17 protein-coding genes are annotated in these 20,669 nt (G+C 39.5%); 2 read left to right on the forward strand and 15 right to left on the reverse strand.

The features are described from left to right. Positions 1-171: 171 nt before the first annotated feature. The 3 genes from GZA11_RS10805 to mce all read right to left on the reverse strand — a co-directional run bounded on the left by GZA11_RS10805 (position 172) and on the right by mce (position 3,370). The gene (locus GZA11_RS10805; RefSeq protein ID WP_038536020.1) at positions 172-1,293 is read right to left on the reverse strand and encodes a tripeptidase T; all 1,122 of its coding nucleotides are present in this window, start codon (positions 1,291-1,293) and stop codon (positions 172-174) included. Between the two features lie 110 nt (positions 1,294-1,403). Continuing rightward, the gene (locus GZA11_RS10810; protein ID WP_038536021.1) at positions 1,404-2,951 is read right to left on the reverse strand and encodes an acyl-CoA carboxylase subunit beta; all 1,548 of its coding nucleotides are present in this window, start codon (positions 2,949-2,951) and stop codon (positions 1,404-1,406) included. 5 nt (positions 2,952-2,956) lie between these two features. Beyond that, positions 2,957-3,370, reverse strand: coding sequence for a methylmalonyl-CoA epimerase (gene mce, locus GZA11_RS10815; protein WP_163183800.1), 414 nt, complete (start codon positions 3,368-3,370; stop codon positions 2,957-2,959). 160 nt (positions 3,371-3,530) lie between these two features. Here mce and prli42 point away from each other — a divergent pair, with 160 nt between their 5' ends. After that, a complete protein-coding gene (gene prli42 / locus GZA11_RS10820) occupies positions 3,531-3,629 on the forward strand; it encodes a stressosome-associated protein Prli42 (RefSeq protein ID WP_158332794.1) in 99 nt (32 codons plus the stop codon). Between the two features lie 166 nt (positions 3,630-3,795). On the opposite strand, the gene GZA11_RS10825 is transcribed toward prli42, so the two are convergent. From GZA11_RS10825 to GZA11_RS10880, 12 genes are all read right to left on the reverse strand, one after another. Further along, positions 3,796-4,233 (reverse strand): BrxA/BrxB family bacilliredoxin, encoded by a 438-nt coding sequence (locus GZA11_RS10825; RefSeq protein WP_038536025.1) that lies wholly within the window; start codon positions 4,231-4,233, stop codon positions 3,796-3,798. Between the two features lie 92 nt (positions 4,234-4,325). Next, positions 4,326-5,450 carry a methylmalonyl Co-A mutase-associated GTPase MeaB gene (gene meaB / locus GZA11_RS10830; RefSeq protein WP_163183802.1) on the reverse strand — a complete coding sequence of 375 codons (1,125 nt, stop codon included), beginning with the start codon at positions 5,448-5,450 and terminating at the stop codon, positions 4,326-4,328. Next, positions 5,450-7,648 (reverse strand): methylmalonyl-CoA mutase, encoded by a 2,199-nt coding sequence (gene scpA / locus GZA11_RS10835; protein ID WP_051968178.1) that lies wholly within the window; start codon positions 7,646-7,648, stop codon positions 5,450-5,452. Before scpA ends, meaB begins: the two co-directional genes overlap by 1 nt. Further along, a complete protein-coding gene (locus GZA11_RS10840; RefSeq protein ID WP_235924981.1) occupies positions 7,629-9,497 on the reverse strand; it encodes a methylmalonyl-CoA mutase subunit beta in 1,869 nt (622 codons plus the stop codon). Before GZA11_RS10840 ends, scpA begins: the two co-directional genes overlap by 20 nt. 115 nt (positions 9,498-9,612) lie before the next feature. Next, positions 9,613-10,926 (reverse strand): dihydrolipoamide acetyltransferase family protein, encoded by a 1,314-nt coding sequence (locus GZA11_RS10845; RefSeq protein ID WP_163183806.1) that lies wholly within the window; start codon positions 10,924-10,926, stop codon positions 9,613-9,615. 134 nt (positions 10,927-11,060) lie between these two features. After that, entirely contained in the window at positions 11,061-12,044 is a 984-nt protein-coding gene (locus GZA11_RS10850; protein WP_038536029.1) for an alpha-ketoacid dehydrogenase subunit beta, read from the reverse strand. 12 nt (positions 12,045-12,056) lie between these two features. After that, positions 12,057-13,061: a thiamine pyrophosphate-dependent dehydrogenase E1 component subunit alpha gene (locus tag GZA11_RS10855; protein WP_269153337.1), complete on the reverse strand. Its 1,005-nt coding sequence runs from the start codon at positions 13,059-13,061 to the stop codon at positions 12,057-12,059. A gap of 38 nt (positions 13,062-13,099) precedes the next feature. After that, positions 13,100-14,521 carry a dihydrolipoyl dehydrogenase gene (lpdA, locus tag GZA11_RS10860; protein ID WP_038536033.1) on the reverse strand — a complete coding sequence of 474 codons (1,422 nt, stop codon included), beginning with the start codon at positions 14,519-14,521 and terminating at the stop codon, positions 13,100-13,102. A gap of 21 nt (positions 14,522-14,542) precedes the next feature. Continuing rightward, entirely contained in the window at positions 14,543-15,685 is a 1,143-nt protein-coding gene (buk, locus tag GZA11_RS10865; RefSeq protein WP_051968179.1) for a butyrate kinase, read from the reverse strand. 68 nt (positions 15,686-15,753) lie between these two features. Continuing rightward, positions 15,754-16,857, reverse strand: coding sequence for a branched-chain amino acid dehydrogenase (gene bcd / locus GZA11_RS10870; protein ID WP_038536036.1), 1,104 nt, complete (start codon positions 16,855-16,857; stop codon positions 15,754-15,756). 54 nt (positions 16,858-16,911) lie between these two features. Beyond that, positions 16,912-17,820 carry a phosphate butyryltransferase gene (yqiS, locus tag GZA11_RS10875; protein ID WP_038536037.1) on the reverse strand — a complete coding sequence of 303 codons (909 nt, stop codon included), beginning with the start codon at positions 17,818-17,820 and terminating at the stop codon, positions 16,912-16,914. Positions 17,821-17,952: 132 nt separating this feature from the next. After that, positions 17,953-20,025 carry a sigma-54 interaction domain-containing protein gene (locus GZA11_RS10880; protein ID WP_038536038.1) on the reverse strand — a complete coding sequence of 691 codons (2,073 nt, stop codon included), beginning with the start codon at positions 20,023-20,025 and terminating at the stop codon, positions 17,953-17,955. Positions 20,026-20,217: 192 nt separating this feature from the next. Here GZA11_RS10880 and GZA11_RS10885 point away from each other — a divergent pair, with 192 nt between their 5' ends. Then, positions 20,218-20,451, forward strand: coding sequence for a DUF2627 domain-containing protein (locus tag GZA11_RS10885; RefSeq protein ID WP_038536039.1), 234 nt, complete (start codon positions 20,218-20,220; stop codon positions 20,449-20,451). Positions 20,452-20,669 lie beyond the last annotated feature (218 nt).

Raw genomic sequence — 20,669 nt, forward strand, 5'->3', positions numbered from 1 at the left:
AGGCAATTCGATATTGACTGATCGTGGAGCATGAGGGCGGAAGACATACGTCACTAGGGCTCTTGCTATAGACATACTCGAAGCCAAAAAATAAGTACCCTATAGGTAGACTTTTTTATGTCTACTCTATAGGGTACTTTTTATTTCAGTAACCCGTCTTTTTTTAGAAATTTATTGATTGGACACTTCATCAATAATCGCAAGAGTCATTTCTGCCAGCTTGTATAGTTCCTCAATTGGCATGCGCTCGTTTGTAGTATGAATTTCTTCGTAACCTACAGCAAGGTTCACGGTAGGAATACCGAATCCCGCAATAACATTCGCATCGCTGCCGCCACCACTATGTAATAATTCACAGCTACGACCTATTTTTGCAGCTGCTTTGCGGGCAATTTCTACCACTTGATCGCCTTCACCAAATTTAAAACCTGGATACATGATTTCCACGTCTACCTCTGCTTTGCCTCCCATTTCAGCAGCAACAGATTCAAAGGCTTCCTTCATTTTGGCAACTTGTGCTTCCATTTTCTCTGGAACTAGTGAACGGGCCTCTGCCAAAATATCTACACGGTCACAAACGATGTTTGTTGCCTGCCCGCCTTCAAAACGTCCAATATTTGCTGTTGTTTCATGATCAATTCTTCCAAGCGGCATTTTCGAAATCGCCTTAGCTGCAATTGTAATGGCAGAAACTCCTTTTTCAGGTGCTACACCCGCATGAGCCGTTTTTCCGTAAATGACCGCTTTTATTTTTGCTTGGGTTGGCGCTGCAACAACCACATTTCCTACTAAGCCATCACTGTCAAGCGCATATCCATATTTCGCCTTCACTAATGAAGGATCAAGAGCTTTTGCTCCAACAAGACCGGATTCTTCCCCAACCGTAATAATAAATTGAATCATTCCGTGCTCCTTATTTTGCTCTTTAAGAACACGAATTGTTTCAAGCATGACTGCAAGTCCGGCTTTATCGTCCGCCCCTAGGATTGTAGTACCGTCAGTAACAACATAGCCGTCCTTAATGGATGGCTTAACCCCTTTAGCAGGGACGACGGTGTCCATATGGGAAGTAAAATAAATTGGATCAACTCCTTCTTTTGTTGCAGGAAGGGTACAAACTAAGTTACCTGCCCCATGCCCGGTGACAGAAGTCGTATCATCCTCAATAACTTCTAAACCTAAATCCGTAAATTTTTGCTTTAATACTTTAGCAATTTCGGTTTCATATTTAGTTTCTGAATCAATTTGCACAAGCTCTAAAAATTCATTAAGCAGACGTTCCTGATTAACCATTTGGCGAACCCTCCAAACTATGTATTCACTTTTCTAGTATACCTTTTCCTCTGATTACCATCAAATAAAAGACGAGCATATAGCCCGCCGTTTTCCATAAGTGAAATTTTTTACAACGGAATATTTCCATGTTTTTTATACGGACGTGATTCTTTTTTATTCCGAAGCATATCTAAAGCTTGGATAATTTTAATTCGTGTCTCCCGCGGATCAATAACATCATCAACCATCCCTCTAGCAGCAGCAACATATGGATTAGCAAATTTTTTTCGATACTCTTCAATCTTTTGTTGCCTAGTCTGCTCTGGATTTTCACTATTCTGAATTTCTTTGGCAAAAATAATATTGGCTGCTCCCTGCGGCCCCATTACGGCAATTTCCGCGTTCGGCCAGGCAAATACTAAATCAGCACCAATGGATTTACTGTTTAGCGCTACATAAGCCCCACCATATGCTTTCCGCAAAATAATAGTCAATTTAGGTACGGTTGCTTCGGAATAAGCATACAAAATTTTTGCTCCATGACGAATGATACCACCATGTTCTTGTTTGACGCCCGGGAAGAAACCGGTCACATCTTCAAATGTAATAATAGGAATATTAAAGGAATCACAAGTCCGAATAAAACGCGCTGCTTTATCGGAAGAATCGATATCCAATCCGCCTGCCATCACTTTTGGCTGATTGCAAACAAGTCCTACTGTCTCTCCTTTTACTCTAGCAAATCCAACAACAATATTTTTGGCAAAATCCCGCTGGATTTCCATAAAGGACTCTGGGTCCACTACTTGCTCAATGACAGTACGGACATCGTATGGCCTAACGGCATCAAATGGAATAACATCGGTTAAGTCCGGACGGTAATCATCTTCATCCTTCATTTGGACCTTTGGTGGCTTTTCCTCATTGTTTTGTGGTAAATAGCTTAATAGTTTACGAACTGTCATGAGTGCCTCTTCTTCTGTTGCAGCACTGAAATGCGCATTACCACTAATAGAGTTATGTACGGCAGCCCCACCAAGATCTTCGGCACTGATTTTCTCACCGGTAACGGTTTCAATTACTTTCGGACCGGTAATAAACATTTGACTTGTTTTTTCCACCATTATAACAAAATCGGTAATCGCAGGTGAGTAAACTGCTCCACCCGCACACGGGCCCATAATAACCGAGATTTGTGGGATGACACCTGAATAAATAGAGTTACGGTAAAAAATATGTCCATAACCATCTAAAGAGACGACCCCCTCCTGGATCCGTGCTCCTCCAGAATCATTTAATCCGACAAAAGGTGTCCCGTTTTTCGCTGCTAAATCCATAACATTCGCAATTTTTTTGGCATGCATTTCACCTAGAGCCCCGCCAAAAACAGTAAAGTCTTGAGAAAACAAATAGATTGGACGGCCATTCACCTTTCCGTAACCGGTGACAACTCCGTCTCCAGGGCCCTTTTGTTCATCCATACCAAAGTCAGTAGTCCGATGCTCGATAAATGGATTAAGCTCTACAAAAGTTCCTTTATCCACTAAAAGCTCAATTCTTTCTCTGGCAGTAAGTTTTCCTTTTTCATGCTGCTTTTCAATTCGTTCATCACCGCCGCCAAGTTCCACTTCCCGACGTCGGTCGTATAATTCATTTATTTTCTCATAGATGTCCATTTTTGTTACCCCTTTTTCACTTTCTTTTCACATAGCTCGACTAATACACCTGAAGCTGCTTTTGGATGCATGAAGGCGATTTCAGCTCCTCCCGCTCCTGGCCTAGGATGTTCATCAATCATACGGATACCTTTTTCCGACATTTCTCGAATTCTCTCCTCGATCGATTCCACCCCCAAGGCCAAATGGTGAATACCCTCCCCACGTTTTTCGATAAATTTGGCAATTGGGCTTTCAGCAGAGGTAGGTTCCAGTAGCTCAAGCTTGGTTTCACCTGCTTTGATAAATGCAACCTTTACTTTTTGACTCTCTACCTCTTCAATCCCAATCAACGGTAGCTGCAATACTTCTGTATAAAAAGGAAGCGCACCATCAAGTGATTTCACAGCTATGCCAATATGGTCGACTTTTTTAATCATTTAAACCCCTCTGTTCCAAATTAATATAAAATTCGACACTTAATGTATTCGTGAAAAAGTTAATAAAATCCTTCCTGATCTACAAGCTTGTTCCGTTGTTCAATTGTCCTTTTCCAAGTACAATATAGACAAATCCATTGTTTTTCAGGAGGTATTCAATTTGAAAAATAAGAAAACACGAAAAGTTATTGTTTATTTAATGTTACTTGCAATGCTTGCCTCTACCCTCCTCGTAGGTATTGGGCAATTTCTATCATAAAAAATTGAGAGATTGCTAATACAACAGTCCCTCTGTTTTTATTACTCTATGTTCTTTGCCAATTCCTCAAAAACATTTTTACCTTTACCTTTCATTAACACTATATTTTTTAAAATCTAAAACTTAAAAGGACCACCCATGAAAATTGGGATGGTCCTTTGATTCATTATAATTCTTCACAATATTTATCAAATTCTTGCTGTAGTTTTGCAACTACAGTTGCCGGATCACTACCTTCAATTTCGTGTCTTTCGATCATTGAACAAATCTTACCATCTTTTAATAAGGCAAAGGAAGGGGAAGATGGTGGGTAACCAGTAAAATAGCTTCGTGCCGCTGCTGTTGCTTCCTTATCCTGGCCGGCAAAAACAGTTACTAGATGATCTGGCCGCTTATCATAATGAATGGAGTGGGCTGCTGCAGGGCGGGCAATCCCACCGGCACAACCGCATACAGAATTAATCATCACTAATGTGGTGCCTTTTCTTGCAAAAGCCTTTTCCACATCCTCTGGGGTTTTAAGTTCTTCATAACCTGCATCGATCATTTCTTGACGTGCCTGGCGAACCACATCATTCATGAAAATATTAAAATCCATGCTCACTGAAATCACTCCTAAATAACTTATAACTACATCATAACAGTTCATATATCATTATTACAATTTTTTAAGTTAACTTGCCAATAATGGCTGTTTCAGTTTTTACGATCAAGGAAAAGTTGAAACAGCTTCTCTACGGCCGTAGCTACAGTTATATCCCCCGCAATTACTTTATTCTCAAATTTCGGAAGCTGATTTTTTACATCAGGATGTTGATAAAACTGATAATGAAGATGGTCTGTAATCATTGAATACATCCATTCTCTTGATTGGCTTTTTCTTCTTTCTTCAAAAACCCCGGAAGCTTTTCCTTTTTGCTCAAATGATTGGATTACTTTCCAAATATCACCAACCCCTTCCTTAGTCAAGGAAGAACATGTATATGCTTTTGTCTGCCAACCTCTTGTAGCGGGTTGGAGGAAATGCAGAATTCGATTATATTCTCTTTTCGTCTTTTCCGCCATTAGTTTATTATCTCCATCTGCTTTATGGACAATAATGGCATCAGCGAGTTCCATGATTCCTTTTTTCATGCCTTGTAATTCGTCCCCAGCACCTGTCAAAACCAGGAGCATGAAAAAGTCAACCATATCCCGAATGATAACCTCACTTTGGCCGACTCCAACTGTTTCAATCAAGATGACATCAAAACCAGCAGCCTCACAAATAAGCATAGCTTCTCTCGTTTTGCGATGAACGCCACCAAGCTTCCCGGCAGTTGGGGATGGACGGATAAAAGCATGAGGATTTCTTGCTAACTGCTCCATTCGCGTTTTGTCACCAAGAATACTTCCTCCACTGATACTAGAGCTTGGGTCAATCGCCAGGACAGCGATACGAAGGCCGAGCCCACAAAGATAGGTTCCGAATGCTTCAATAAAGGTGCTTTTCCCTGCACCAGGAACCCCTGTGATACCGACCCGTATTGCTTTTCCGGTATGAGGTAACAGCATTTGCAAGAGCTGCTGGGACTTCTGAAAATGCCGCTCCGCATTACTCTCTACCAATGTAATGGCTCTCGCAAGTAAGCTCCTGTCTCCCTTTAAAACGCCCTCATAGAGTTCTTGAACAGTAGGTTCTGTTGACTTGTGTTTTTGAAAACGAGAATATTTTTGAACAGAAACCGGATGGTTTTCCTGCCCATCTCCTTTTCTAATGAAACTTGAACATTGTTCAGGCTTATTGGGATCACTCCATTCTGGCCTTTGATCCATAGACATTACTGATCCACTTCCTCATAGCCCAGTTTTTTATATATTTCCTTGATTACCTTTTGAGCAGAAACCGGGATAATGGTTCCTGGCCCAAAAATAGCCGCAGCTCCATTGTCATAAAGGAATTGATAATCCTGGGCTGGAATGACTCCTCCGACAACAACTAGAATATCTTCACGTCCAAGCTTTTTTAGCTCTGCCACAAGCTGTGGTAGTAGGGTTTTATGACCAGCAGCAAGGGAACTCATCCCGATTACATGGACATCGTTTTCTACAGCTTGAAGTGCAGTTTCTTCAGGAGTTTGGAATAAAGGACCAATATCCACATCAAAGCCAAGATCACTAAAGGCAGTTGCTACTACCTTGGCCCCCCGATCATGACCATCCTGCCCCATTTTAGCTATTAAAATTCTCGGTCTCCTTCCCTCGTTTTCGAGAAATTCATCAGTCATTTTCTTAACAATCGCAATTTCCTCTTCATTATTATAAGCCGTATTGTAAACCCCGCTGATAGAGCGAATGACTGCCTTATGTCTTCCAGCCACCTTTTCAATCGCATCTGAAATTTCACCTAAAGTGGCTCTAACTCGTGCCGCCTGTACTGCCATTTCCAGCAAATTTTTCTTTCCGGTCGCTGCTGCCTCGGTTAATGCATTTAATGCCTCTTCTACTTTATCAGCATCACGATTTGCTTTTAACATTTTCAATTTTTCAATTTGCTTGAGGCGGACAGCAGTATTATCGATATCTAAAATATCAATTGCTTCTTCCCTTTCCAGACGATAACGATTGACGCCAATAATTGTTTCCATTCCAGAATCAATTTGTGCTTGTCTTCTAGCAGCCGCTTCTTCAATTCGCATTTTGGGTAGTCCGGTTTCAATTGCTTTCGCCATTCCTCCCAGTTGTTCAATCTCTTCGATATGTTTCCAAGCACGTTGTATTAATTCGTTTGTTAGTTTTTCAACATAATACGAACCCGCCCATGGGTCAATGACTTTTGTAATTCCAGTTTCCTCTTGCAAAAATAACTGAGTATTCCTAGCAATTCGTGCAGAGAAATCAGTTGGCAAAGCAATCGCCTCGTCTAAGGCGTTCGTATGCAGGGATTGAGTATGGCCCATAGCAGCAGCATGAGCTTCAATCAATGTCCGGGTCACATTATTAAATGGATCCTGCTCTGTTAAGCTCCATCCGGAAGTTTGTGAATGAGTCCTTAAAGCCATTGATTTTTCATTTTTAGGATTAAAAGATTTCATCATTTTTGCCCAAATAAATCTGCCAGCCCTCATTTTGGCAACTTCCATAAAATAATTCATGCCAATCGCCCAGAAAAATGACAGTCTAGGGGCAAATGAGTCTATATCAATCCCTGCTTTCAATCCGGTTCTGACATACTCTAACCCATCCGCAAGAGTATAAGCCAATTCAATGTCAGCTGGGGCACCAGCCTCTTGCATATGATAGCCTGAAATACTGATACTATTAAACTTTGGCATGTACTTTGATGTATATTCAAAAATATCAGAAATAATTTTCATTGACATTTCAGGTGGATAAATATAGGTGTTACGAACCATGTATTCTTTTAAAATATCATTTTGAATAGTACCTGCCAGCTTTTCCTGACTGACCCCTTGCTCTTCTGCCGTGACAATAAAAAAAGCAAGAATAGGGAGAACAGCTCCATTCATTGTCATCGATACAGACATTTGGTCTAAAGGAATACCTTCAAACAATGTTTTCATATCAAGAACAGAATCAATAGCAACACCCGCTTTTCCAACATCTCCAATTACACGCGGGTGATCCGAATCATAGCCCCTATGGGTGGCCAAGTCGAATGCGACCGATAATCCCTTTTGCCCCATGGCTAAATTCCTGCGGTAAAAAGCATTGCTTTCTTCTGCAGTTGAGAATCCTGCATACTGTCTGACTGTCCACGGACGATTGACATACATAGTCGGATAAGGCCCACGTGTATATGGAGGTAGACCAGGTATGTGATCAAGATGTTCCAAGCCATCGCGATCTTTCTTTGTATAAAGTGGCTTTAATTTAATTTGTTCATTTGTTTCAAACAGTAACTCATCAATGGAAGCTGCAATTTCCTTGTCCACTTTTTCTTTCCACTCTTGTTCTGATAAAGATGACTGTTCATTAAACAATGCTGCTTGTTGAAAATCAGGCTTTTGTCTTTTCAACTAGGGTCACCTCCATGGCTGCTAAAATCGATTTAACAGTTTGATAGCAGTTGCTTTTTATATGAATGAACTTTTCAATTCCTTCTACTAGCCATTGATCCTGCTTATCTTTTTCGGGAAGACCAGCCAGATAAAAAGTTAGGTTAGAATTTTCAGACTTTAATAATTTTACTATCTCATGACCTATTAATTCATACAGATCATCTGTACCGCAAAGTGTAATGAATTGAGAATTAACATTAGTAACAAACTCCCGAGCCTGTTCAATTGAATGGATCGGCTTACTTTCAAGAGAATGAACTCCACCAGCTGCGAAAAATCCTTTCATGAAATCAAGCCTTGGTTTATGCTGCTTTAACTCACCAAGACAAAGAATAGCAACAGTTGGTACTACCCCATATTTTTCCTCTAGTTCCTTTGCCTTGAGGCGTAGTTCCTCAAACGGTTCAGCCAATCTCTTCTGTGGAATGGCTTCTATTGTTATTAATGAACCACCTTTAAAATCAGCTGTTTCCTTTTGAACTTTTTGATTTGAGAGGACTTCATCCAGCTTGGCATATACATTTGTACCTATAATTTTTTGCTTTCTAGTCTGAATATCTTGATTCTTTTTATCAAAAACAACAGCAATTTCATTTTGCATCCAGTTTGTTTTGAGTGATTCAAGTATTCCGCCTTTTTCATCTATTTTTTTGAAGAATTCCCATGCTTTTTCCGCTAATTGATTAGTCAATGTTTCGATATACCAAGACCCACCTGCTGGATCAATAACCTTTTGCAAATGAGATTCTTCTTTTAATATTAGCTGAATGTTACGGGCCGTTCGTTCTGAGAGAATAGTAGAGCCGGTTAGTTCATCAAATGGTGACACATTCAAATACTGAACCCCACCTAAAACCGCAGCAAATGCCTCATTTGCAGTACGAAGCAAATTAACATGTGGATCATGAATTGTTTTCGTAAAATAGGAAGTGGTAGCAGCGATGTGCATTTTCCGGTCATTTTCTTCAGCACCATAAAGCTCGGTCACTCGATTCCAAATAACACGTGCTGCCCGGAGCTTAGCCAATTCCATGAAGAAGTTGCTACCAATCGAGAATTGGAAAATAATCTTTGAAAGAGCGTTTTCAAGTTCCATTCCGCTATCAATTAACTGCTCCAAATAAAATACCCCTGTTGCCGCGGCAACTGCCAGCTCTTGAACGGCATTTGCTCCGCCATTGTGATAAGGGGTTGTATCAACTAATATGGTACGTAGATTTGGAAAACTTTTATTGGCATGTTGAACAACTTCAACCCACTCCTGAAGGAACTCTTCAGAAATGGCTCCATCTACAATAAAAAGGGAAATAGGGTCATTGGCAATATATCCAGTGACATCTTTAGTTTCTAATTGTAAGTTTTCTAGTGCAGACAGCACTTCCCTCTGAAGTCTTTTTGTATTCAGTGAAAATGGATATTTTTTATATAATTCTGTTAAAAAATACGGGAAATAATCTATTACTTCTTTATTTATCTGAAATGAAATAGCCGTTTGCCCTTTTTCAAACACATCATAAAGCTTTTGTTTTAATTCTTCAGGAGTGTTAGCAGAAATTTGCTGGGCAATCTTCCATTCATTTGTTACATACCCAAGCGGATCGATCCCTCTTCTATAATCTCCTCCACCGGGATATTGTGTTACTGAATTTTCATCCATAGAAGTGTAAAGCGGTTTCAAAATTATGTTTTCATATGTAGAACTTTGCAAAGTTTCTATCTTTTGACCCCTGAGCGATCGCTCAGCCTTTTCGCGCCAATCATCCAAACTATAGGATGGAAAAGTCTGTTTCAGAATATTTTCCAACACCCACTACCCCCTTTATTTTTTAAATTAAAATAAAATTCTATTAATTCTATTTTAGAATACTTATTGAATTCAATCAATGAAAAATAACCGCCACCCTTAGGGCAGCGGTTTAATTTTAGTAAATTGAAGTATTCGATTTTGACATATTTTCAATAATTTCTTTCACTCGAGCAAGGAAGCGTCCACAAACTAGCCCATCCAACACACGATGGTCAAGTGACATACATAGGTTAACCATGTCACGGACAGCAATCATGCCATTATTCATAACAACAGGACGTTTCACAATGGATTCAACCTGAATAATGGCTGCTTGCGGGTAGTTAATAATTCCCATCGATTGAATCGAACCAAAAGAACCTGTGTTATTTACCGTAATTGTTCCGCCCTGCATATCCTCCGGACGGAGCTTTCCGGATCTTACCTTATTAGCAAGTTCAGAGATTTCACGGGCAATGCCTTTGATCGTCTTTTCATCCGCATTTTTAATAACAGGCACAAATAAAGCATCATCAGTTGCAACAGCAATAGAAATATTAATTTCTTTCTTTTGAATTATTTTATCACCAGCCCACATAGAATTAATTTGCGGGAATTCTTTCAGGGCTTGGGCAACTGCTTTCACAAAGAAAGCAAAGAATGTTAGATTGAAGCCTTCTTTTTTCTTGAATTCATCTTTTACAGAATTACGGTATTCTACAAGGTTGGTTGCATCCACTTCGACCATTGTCCAAGCATGAGGAGCTTCATGCTTACTTCTAAGCATATTCGCAGCAATTGCTTTCCGAACACCAGTTACTGGAATCTCAACGTCTCCAGCCGCTACCGGAATGTTAACGGAAGATGCACTTGCTGTCTCCGAAGGTCGACTTGGTTTTGCAGGTTGAACAGTTTCCTTTTCAACTGGCTGCTCTTGAGCAGATTGTGCCGGTGTTGCCGTTTGTCCTCCAGCAACCGGAATATTGCCTGACTCGATAATCTTTAATAAATCTTTTCTAGTAATCCGGCCCCCAGCACCAGTACCTGTCACTTGTGATAAGTCAATTCCATGTTCTTGAGAAAGCTTAAGTACAGCTGGAGAATAGCGGGCTTTATTCCCTTGGGAAGTAGCTTTTACAGGTTTTTCCTCACTAGGGGCATTCTCTTCCTGTTTGCTCTCAGCAGCTTTTGTTTCCTGTGTACCTCCACCTTCAGTCTCGATAGTACAAATAATTTCTCCGACAGCTAAAGTATCTCCTTCTGCTGCAATTAGCTCTTTAATTACACCAGTAAAAGAAGACGGAACTTCTGCATTTACTTTATCGGTCATCACTTCTGCAAGTGGATCATATTTGTTTACTTTGTCTCCAACAGAGACAAGCCATTTACTGATTGTCCCTTCAGTAACACTTTCGCCCAATTGGGGCATTTTAATCTGTTCAATTGTCATTGTTTATAACCTCCTATGTCTAGCTCCAGCCCTTAGCCCAAGATCAAAAGACGCACCTATTTTTTTGTTACTAGCCATCTGGTAAAGTGCGCCTTATTCTGATCAAGGGCAATTAGGGAACTTTATCTTATTGATTAGAATTCTGCTAGCTCTCGCATTGCTTTTTCTACTTTTTCCGGATTAACCATGAAGAATTTCTCCATTGTTGGAGCATATGGCATGGCCGGAACATCCGGACCTGCTAGACGTTTAATTGGTGCATCTAATTCAAATAAACAATGCTCTGAAATAATTGCCGCTACCTCACTCATAATGCTGCCTTCCTTATTGTCCTCAGTCACGAGCAACACCTTTCCAGTTTTAGAAGCAGCTTCAATAATCGCCTCTTTATCAAGCGGATAAACTGTACGTAAATCTAATATGTGTGCAGAGATACCGTCTTTAGCTAACTTTTCCGCTGCCTGTAAAGCAAAATGCACACAAAGACCGTAAGTGATTACCGTAATATCTTCTCCCTCTCGCTTTACATCCGCCTTACCAATTGGGATCGTATAATCATCTGTCGGTACTTCCCCTTTAATTAAGCGATATGCCCGCTTATGCTCAAAAAACAATACAGGGTCATCGTCACGAATCGCTGCTTTTAGTAATCCTTTTACATCATATGGAGTAGAAGGCATGACGATTTTCAATCCAGGCTGGTTGGCAAAAACTGCTTCGACAGACTGGGAGTGATAGAGAGCTCCATGGACTCCGCCACCATATGGTGCACGAATTACAATTGGGCAGTTCCAATCATTGTTGGAACGATAACGGATTCTTGCAGCTTCAGAAATAATTTGGTTCACAGCAGGCATGATAAAATCAGCAAATTGCATTTCTGCAATAGGCCGCATGCCATACATTGCTGCACCTATGCCGACTCCTGCTATTGCAGATTCCGCAAGTGGAGTATCGATTACCCGTTCTTCACCAAATTGTTCATATAATCCTTGAGTTGCTTTAAAAACGCCGCCTTTTTTACCTACGTCTTCACCAAGAATGAAAACTTTCGGATCTCTTTCCATTTCCTCGCGAATGGCCATTGTTACTGCATCAATATAAGAAATTACTGCCATGTTCCTTCCCCCTTACCTGTCCGCATAAACATATTTCAACGCATGCTCTGGGTCTGCATACGGAGCATTTTCAGCGTATTCGGTAGCCTCATTAACGATTTTCATTACACGGTCGTTTATTTCTTTTTCCAACTCATCATTCATGACACCAGTTTCTTTTAAATAAGCACCAAACGTAATGATTGGATCCTTTGTTTTGGCTTTAGCCACTTCATCAGGCGCACGGTAGGATCGATCATCATCATCTGAAGAGTGTGGTGTTAGTCGGTAAGAGACCGTTTCAATTAACGTAGGACCTTCTCCACGTCGGCCGCGTTCTGCTGCTTCTTTGACAACCTTATACACTTCTAATGGATCATTTCCATCAACAGTAAATCCAGGCATTCCATATCCAATGGCACGATCAGACACTTTTTCACAAGCCAATTGTTTTTCAATTGGAACAGAAATAGCATACTTATTGTTTTCACACATGAAAATTACTGGAAGCTTATGTACTCCTGCAAAGTTTGCTCCCTCATGGAAATCACCCTGATTGGAGGAACCTTCTCCAAAGGTTACAAAAGTTACAAAATCTTTATTTTCCATTTTACCGGCTAGAGCAATACCAACCGCGTGAGGCACTTGAGTAGTAACAGGTGATGACCCCGTAACAATCCGATTCTTCTTTTGTCCAAAGTGTCCTGGCATTTGACGCCCACCTGAGTTAGGATCTTCTGCCTTAGCAAATCCAGAAAGCATTAGCTCTTTGGCAGTCATACCAAATGTTAATACGACGCCCATATCACGGTAATATGGAAGTACATAATCTTTTTCACGATCTAGTGCAAAAGCAGCACCAACCTGTGCGGCTTCCTGTCCTTGACACGAAATGACAAAAGGTATTTTCCCGGCACGGTTTAACAACCACATCCGCTCGTCAATTCGGCGGGCAAGGAGCATCGTTTCATACATTTCCAGAACTTTGTCATCGCTTAAACCTAAAGCTTCATGACGCTTTTCCACCATTACATTCATTCCTCCCATTACGTTAAAAATTATCCTTTTTCACCTTTTTATGCGTGAAGCGCCTTACCATCCACTGCCAATGCGGCTTCTCCAATTGCCTCAGAAAGAGTCGGATGTGGATGAATAGTATGAGCAATTTCCCACGGTACTGCATCAAGCACCATCGCAAGCCCTGCCTCTGAAATCATGTCTGTTACATGAGGACCAATCATATGAACACCAAGAATGTCATCCGTTTCTTGATCAGCAATAATTTTTACAAAACCATCTGATTCTCCAAAAACAAGTGCTTTTCCAATCGCTCGGAAGGAAAATTTTCCAACTTTAACTTTATGGCCTTTTTCTTTTGCCTGCTCTTCCGTGATTCCCACACTTGAAACCTCTGGATTACTATATATACATCTAGAGACTAAGTGGTATTGAATCGGAGCTGGATTTTTTCCTGCAATATGCTCAACTGCCACAATCCCTTCATGAGAAGCAACATGTGCAAGTTGGAGACCACCAATTACATCTCCAATTGCATAAATATGGGACTCCTTCGTTTGGAAAAACTCGTTAGTAACGATAAACCCTTTCTCAACTTGAATATCTGTATTTTCAAGACCGATACCTTCTATATTTGCCTGACGCCCAACTGAAACAAGGAGCTTATCTGCCTTAAATTCTTGAACGGTACCTTTTACTTCAGCAGAAATGATGACACCATTTTCTTTAACCAAAGTTTCTGGCAAGACCTTTGCCCCAGTAACAAGTTTAACACCTTTTTTCTTCATTAATCGCTGCATTTCTTTAGAAATTTCATGATCTTCTGTAGGAATGATTCGGTCTGCATATTCGATGACAGTCACATCAACTCCAAAATCAGAAAGCATGGATGCCCATTCTATTCCAATCACTCCACCTCCAACAATAATGATTGAGTTTGGAAGTGTTTCAAGGTTTAGTGCTTCATCAGAAGACATAACATATTCTCCGTCAATTTCCAAGCCTGGAAGTGTTCTTGGCCTAGAACCTGTGGCAATAATAACATTTTTAGGTATAAGCATTTCATTCTCTGTACCATTATTCATTTCAACTGAAATGGTACCAGGCATTGGAGAAAAAATTGACGGTCCTAGAATTCTACCATAGCCTTCATATACATCAATCTTTCCTTGCTTCATTAAGTGTTGAACACCTTTATGTAGCTGTTCGACAATTTTATTTTTTCTCTCCTGTACCTTCCCAAAATCAACAGATACTTCTTTTGTTAAAACACCAAATTCTTCACCGCGTTTGGCCGTTGCATAAACTTCCGCACTTCTAAGCAGTGCCTTACTTGGTATACATCCTTTATGAAGACATGTACCTCCAAGTTTTCCTTTTTCAACTATTGCTGTTTTTAAACCTAGCTGAGAGGCACGAATGGCTGCTACATAGCCTCCCGTACCACCGCCAAGAATGACTAAATCGTATTCCTGTGCCACAATAATTTCCTCCTAATAACACTAAATTTTAATGGTTTCATAACGGCCGGGGTATTCCTTCACTTCTTCTTCCCCACGTAATACACGTAGCGCTCCTTCAGCAAGTGCTTGGAGCTCATTTTCTCCAGGGTGAACAATTACATCTGCGATCCAATTAATCCGATCGGTAATGGATTTAACAAATTCCTTCCCATAGGCAAGACCACCAGTTAATATAATGGCATCCACTTTTCCAGATAGGACAACACTCGCTGCCCCAATTTCTTTAGCTACTTGATATGCCATCGCATCATAGACTAACTTTGCCTTTTGATCGCCTTCAGCAATTCTTTGTTCAACCTTTACCGCATCATTGGTACCAAGGTAACCGACAAGTCCACCTTGTCCAACTAATTTTTTCATAATTTCTTCCCGGTAATATTCTCCGGAAAAACATAAAGCAACCAAATCACCTGCAGGTACAGTACCTGCACGTTCAGGACTAAACGGTCCATCACCATGAAGACCATTGTTTACATCAATAACTCGGCCCTGTTTATGGACACCAACCGTAATCCCACCACCCATATGGGTTACAATTAAATTTAACTCATTATATTTTTTCCCCAACTCTTTTGCAATCCTTCTTGCAACCGCCTTTTGATTTAACGCATGAAAGATGCTTTTACGTTCTATTAAAGAAAATCCTGAAATCCTTGCAATAGGATCCAATTCATCTACAACAACCGGATCAACAATAAAGGAAGGAATGTTTAATCCAGAGGCAATTTCATAGGCAATAATTCCGCCAAGATTTGATGCATGCTGACCAGAATAACCTGTACGCAAATCCTGAAGCATGATGTCATTGACAGCATAAGTTCCACCTTCAATGGGCCTAAGAAGTCCGCCACGCCCGCAAACGGCACTTAATTTTGAAATATTAATTCCTTCATTATCAAGTGTTTCTAAAATGGTATTTTTTCTAAATTCATATTGATCAATAATATTGGAATAAGAATTGATGACCTCAGTGTCATGACGAATTGTTTTTTCTAAAATGGATATTTCATTATCGAAGACTCCAATCTTTGTTGATGTTGAGCCCGGGTTGATGACGAGAATTCGATATTCTTTATTTGGCAACGTCTTGACCTCCGATTTAAGTAATATTAAACAATTCATACCTTCATGAAAGGCAAAGACGCTGAATTTCCATTCAGCGCTCTGCCACTTTTATCGAACCGAATTCGTTATCTTGTTCTTCTGCGGCTTAAAATGTGATGCCCATTTTGCAAGAATTGGCTTCTTGAATTACGCATTCTTTCAATTCTTTCTTCAGCCAAACGGTCAGCGGCTAAATAAGTTGGAATACCATCACGTTTTGAAATTTCTATAACTTTTTCAATATTATTATAAATGGTTTCTACCTTTTTCATAGCTCGTTCTCGATTATATCCATATAACTCATCAGCCACATTGATAACCCCACCGGCATTAATGACATAATCTGGTGCATAGATTATTCCCATTTCATGAATAAGATCTCCATGGCGAGTTTCTTTTAATTGATTATTCGCTGCACCAGCAATCACTTTTGCCTTTAATTGAGGAATAGTATCGTCATTAATAGTTGCACCTAGAGCACATGGAGCATAAATATCACAATCCACTCCATAAATTTCATCCGGTTCTACTGCACGTGCACCAAACTCTTCAACTGCACGCTTAACCGCTTCTTTATTAATATCTGTTACGATTAATTGAGCTCCTTCTTCATGTAGGTGTTTGCAAAGATTGTATGCAACATTCCCTACCCCTTGTACAGCTATAACTTTCCCTTCAAGTGAATCAGTTCCGAATGCGGCTTTAGCAGCTGCTTTCATTCCGCGATAGACTCCATATGCTGTTACAGGAGAAGGGTTGCCAGAAGAACCAAAGGCTGGAGAAATACCCGTTACATAATCGGTTTCTTCATGGATTAAATCCATGTCAGCAACAGTAGTTCCTACATCTTCTGCGGTAATGTATCGACCATTAAGTCCTTGGATAAAACGGCCAAATGCTCGGAACATCTCTTCGTTCTTATCTTTTCGTGGATCACCGATAATGACAGTCTTTCCACCACCAAGATTTAATCCTGCCGCAGCATTTTTATATGTCATTCCACGAGCTAAACGAAGAGCATCTTCAATGGCTGCTTCTTCGGATTCATAGGTCCACATACGTGTTCCACCAAGTGCAGGGCCAAGTGTAGTATCATGAATTGCGATAATCGCTTTTAATCCAGATTGTTTATCTTGGCAAAATACAACTTGCTCATAATCATATTTCTCTAAATACTTAAAAATTTCCATGTGTGAATTCCTCCTCAATTATAAAAAGTCACATAAACTTTGGAATTTATATTATCAATATTGTGATGCACATAACGCTAACGCGAGAGAATATAGCTTACTTTCTGCCGAATCAGCTCTTGAGGTTAAAACAATCGGTGCTTTCGCTCCTGAAATGACTGCTCCGACTTTCGCATTAGCAAAATAAATGAGCGATTTGTATAACACATTTCCAACTTCAATCGCTGGTACCAATAAAATATCTGCCTTTCCAGCTACTTCACTATGAATTCCTTTATGTTCCGCAGCAAGAACGGAAACTGCATTATCCAGTGCTAGCGGTCCATCAATAATACACCCCGATATTTGTCCACGTTTATTCATCACTGTTAAAGCAGCTGCATCCAGTGTTGCTTGCATAGAAGGATTTACGACTTCGACAGCAGCAATCGGGGCAACTTTCGGAAGATCGATTCCAATCGATTTTGCTAACTGAACGGCATTATTAATAATTTGAGTTTTCTGTTCTAAATCAGGTGCGATATTCATCGCTGCATCTGTTACGATAACAAATCTTTCAAACCCCGGAACTTCAAAAACTGCTGTGTGGGATAATACATTCCCAGTTCTTAGACCGTATTCCTTATTTAAAACAGCTTTTAAAATGACACTGGTTGAAATATTGCCTTTCATCAATACATTTGCTTCTTTATTAGAAACTGCTTTTACAGCTTGCTCAGCCGATTCAGCTTTGGAATTAGTGTGTACAATCTTCAACCTATCATTTCCATTCTCTTCTTCCCGTGCTTTCAAACGGATTATGGTACGTATTTCTTCCTCGTTACCATACAAAATGAAATTTGCCAAGTTACGGTCTAAAGCATCTAAAACTGCTTCAATCACTTCAGAATCTTCCGCGGCAGCTACTGCAACCGTCTTTGGACCTATATGGGTTGCTTTTTCAATCAATGAATCCAGCAACAAGATGTCATCAACCCCTTCTTTTCAACTGCAACTCCATCATTTTATAATGCAAGTTCCGTGCCAAATTATCATTGTCGTGAAAACGCTTTATCTGTCGATTTCTATTGTGCAACATTTTTCATATAATGAAAATTATTGCGTGTTATTTTTTTCAAGGTTGAATTTTTCGAGCTTGTAATATAAATTTCTTACTGATAGACCAAGTGCCTTGGCTGTTTGTGTTTTATTTCCTTTGAATCGTTGTAAGGTATGTTTGATAATTTTTGCTTCAAATTCATCAAGCATTTCTGACAAAGGGCGGTCTGTTTTAAAGGAATCACCACTTAGAAAGACAGATGGTTCTTGTCCTTCTTTTCTATGTAATTCTGGTAAATGATGAGTATCAATCAACAATTCATGAAAATTCATAAAAATAATTGCTCTGCCTAATATATTCTCTAGTTCCCTAACATTACCAGGCCAGTCATATTCCATCAATTGTTGTAATGCAGCTTGAGTAATTCCTTCCACATTCCTACCATAATCACGATTAATTTTTTGTATTAACCTTTCACACAATACAGGAATTTCTTCTTTTCTTTTCCTTAGTGGAGGAATGTGAATAGGCATTCGATTTAAGCGGTAGTATAAGTCTTCCCTAAATGTCCCGTTAGCAATCCCCTTTTCTAAATTGACATTTGTGGCAGCAATTATACGGACATTGATCGAAATTGGCTTTGTACCCCCAACTCTAATGATCTCATTTTCTTGAAGAACCCTAAGCAGTTTAGCCTGAGTATTTGCTGATAGCTCTCCGATTTCATCAAGAAAAATGCTGCCATTATTCGCCTCCTCAAATAATCCCCTTTTGCCACCTCTCATTGCACCTGAAAATGCCCCTTCTTCATATCCAAAAAGCTCACTTTCCAATAATGATTCAGAGATGGCCGCACAATTTACCCTAATAAATTTGTTATACTTCCGATCACTTGCATTATGTATAGCGTGAGCAAACAATTCTTTACCTGTGCCGGATTCACCACGTAGAAGAACTGTAGCAGGAGTTTTTGCACCAAGTTTTGCTTGTTCTATCGCGAGCACCATTTCATCAGATTTTCCAATGATATCTTCAAAAGTATATTTTGCTTCTAACTTTCGAATTAACTGTCTCGCTTGATTTAATTCCCTGCTTAATGATTTCATTTCGGACATATCATGAATGACACCAACACTTCCTTTTAATTTTCCATTTACAATAATTGGTGCAACATTTACAATTACTTCTCGCTTATTCGGTCCCACTCTCATTGGCACTCCACGAACCGCTCTCCTAGTTTTGAGTACCTTCATATGCATACTTTCTCCCTCTGAAATATCGGCATTAGCAGGTTTGCCAATGACTTCCTCTTGGGTTAAACCTGTTAACCGGCTATAGGCAGGATTTATCAATATTCCACGACCGTTTTCATCCACAACAGAAATCGCATCATCACTAGAATGGATAATGGCCTGGAGCATCGTTTGAATTTCTTTTAAATCCGTTATTTCTTCTGCTAAATTCACAACCTCTGTTATGTCTTTAAAAACAGCTAACGCACCAATTAATGTCCCATTTTCTTCAATTATAGGGATACGTGTGGTGATAATTTTTCGCCCGTTACTTAATACCATCTCTTGATTAGATTCTATTCTTCTTGTTTCCAATATTAGAGGGAGTCTTGTTTGAGGAATTACTTCTACAATATGCTCGCCAATGGCATACTCTTTTTTTATCCCCATCATTTCTTCCGCTCTTCTATTAAATAGGATTACTACTCCATGATTGTTGATAACGATCATTCCGTCATTTGTCGCATTAAAAATAAGTTCCTGGAGATAGGATTCATATTGATGTTTTTGAATTAATTCTTCTTTCTCTTCCATTAATTTTGAAACCAAATAGGCAACACTACCGGGAATTAAAACCGTGTTTTTATTTTTTTTCTCTCTTAACTCATGAAATACGTTCTCATCCCCAGTCACTTCGATAATGATATCAATCGGATCATTGATAAATGGATGCCAATCTGTTCCGGTAATAATACCTTCTTGTTTTGCCAATTTTATACCCGGTGCATCCAAATTACGATCAATGACTGCATAGATATTAAGCATTTCTGATTCTTTTATAATCTTAAAAATGGCCGTTCCACCTTTACCTGCGCCTACAATCATTACATTTTGCATATTTCCAGCCCCTCATAAAAAAATGCCATTACCAAGAAGAAACTTTCAATACAGTACTATTATAACATGCAATTTTTTTCAATATTTATATTTTGTTTAATTCTCTTGCTTGACAATTTTCTTCAATGTACTATGATTTTTTTGAAGACAGAATTAATGTTAATTAAAAATTTGACGTGAAAGGATTTATTTATGAAGAGGATTATTGCCCTTATCATATTAGTAATTCCCGGAGTGTTAGCTGCATGGGGAATTAAATTAATGCGTGACATGGCCTTTGGCATTCTCCAATCTCCATTTAACCAATTATGGCTTCAATTTCTGATGGGGTTCATTCTTTTTTTAGGTGGGCTTGGATTTATTGCCGGCTTCATCCTTCATAGGGACCGGAAAAGAAATAAAGTTCAAGCACGTTTTAAAAAGTAATATAGAAACAAAGAGACCTTTAAGGTCTCTTTCAGATTGTAGACAAAAGGCATTCCGAATAAGCTTAATTCGAAATGCCTTTTCAAATTTTAAGCAATTTTTGGTCTATATTAACTTTAATTTGACCCCTACGGGGTCAATTATTATACCATTTTTGGACTAGTCCAAGTCCAGTTTGCCAGTTTCTTTAAATTCATTGCAGCAAAAGTAAGCATCGC

Source organism: Neobacillus sedimentimangrovi (genome assembly GCF_010614825.1).
In the GTDB taxonomy this organism is placed as follows: domain Bacteria; phylum Bacillota; class Bacilli; order Bacillales; family Cytobacillaceae; genus Neobacillus; species Neobacillus thermocopriae.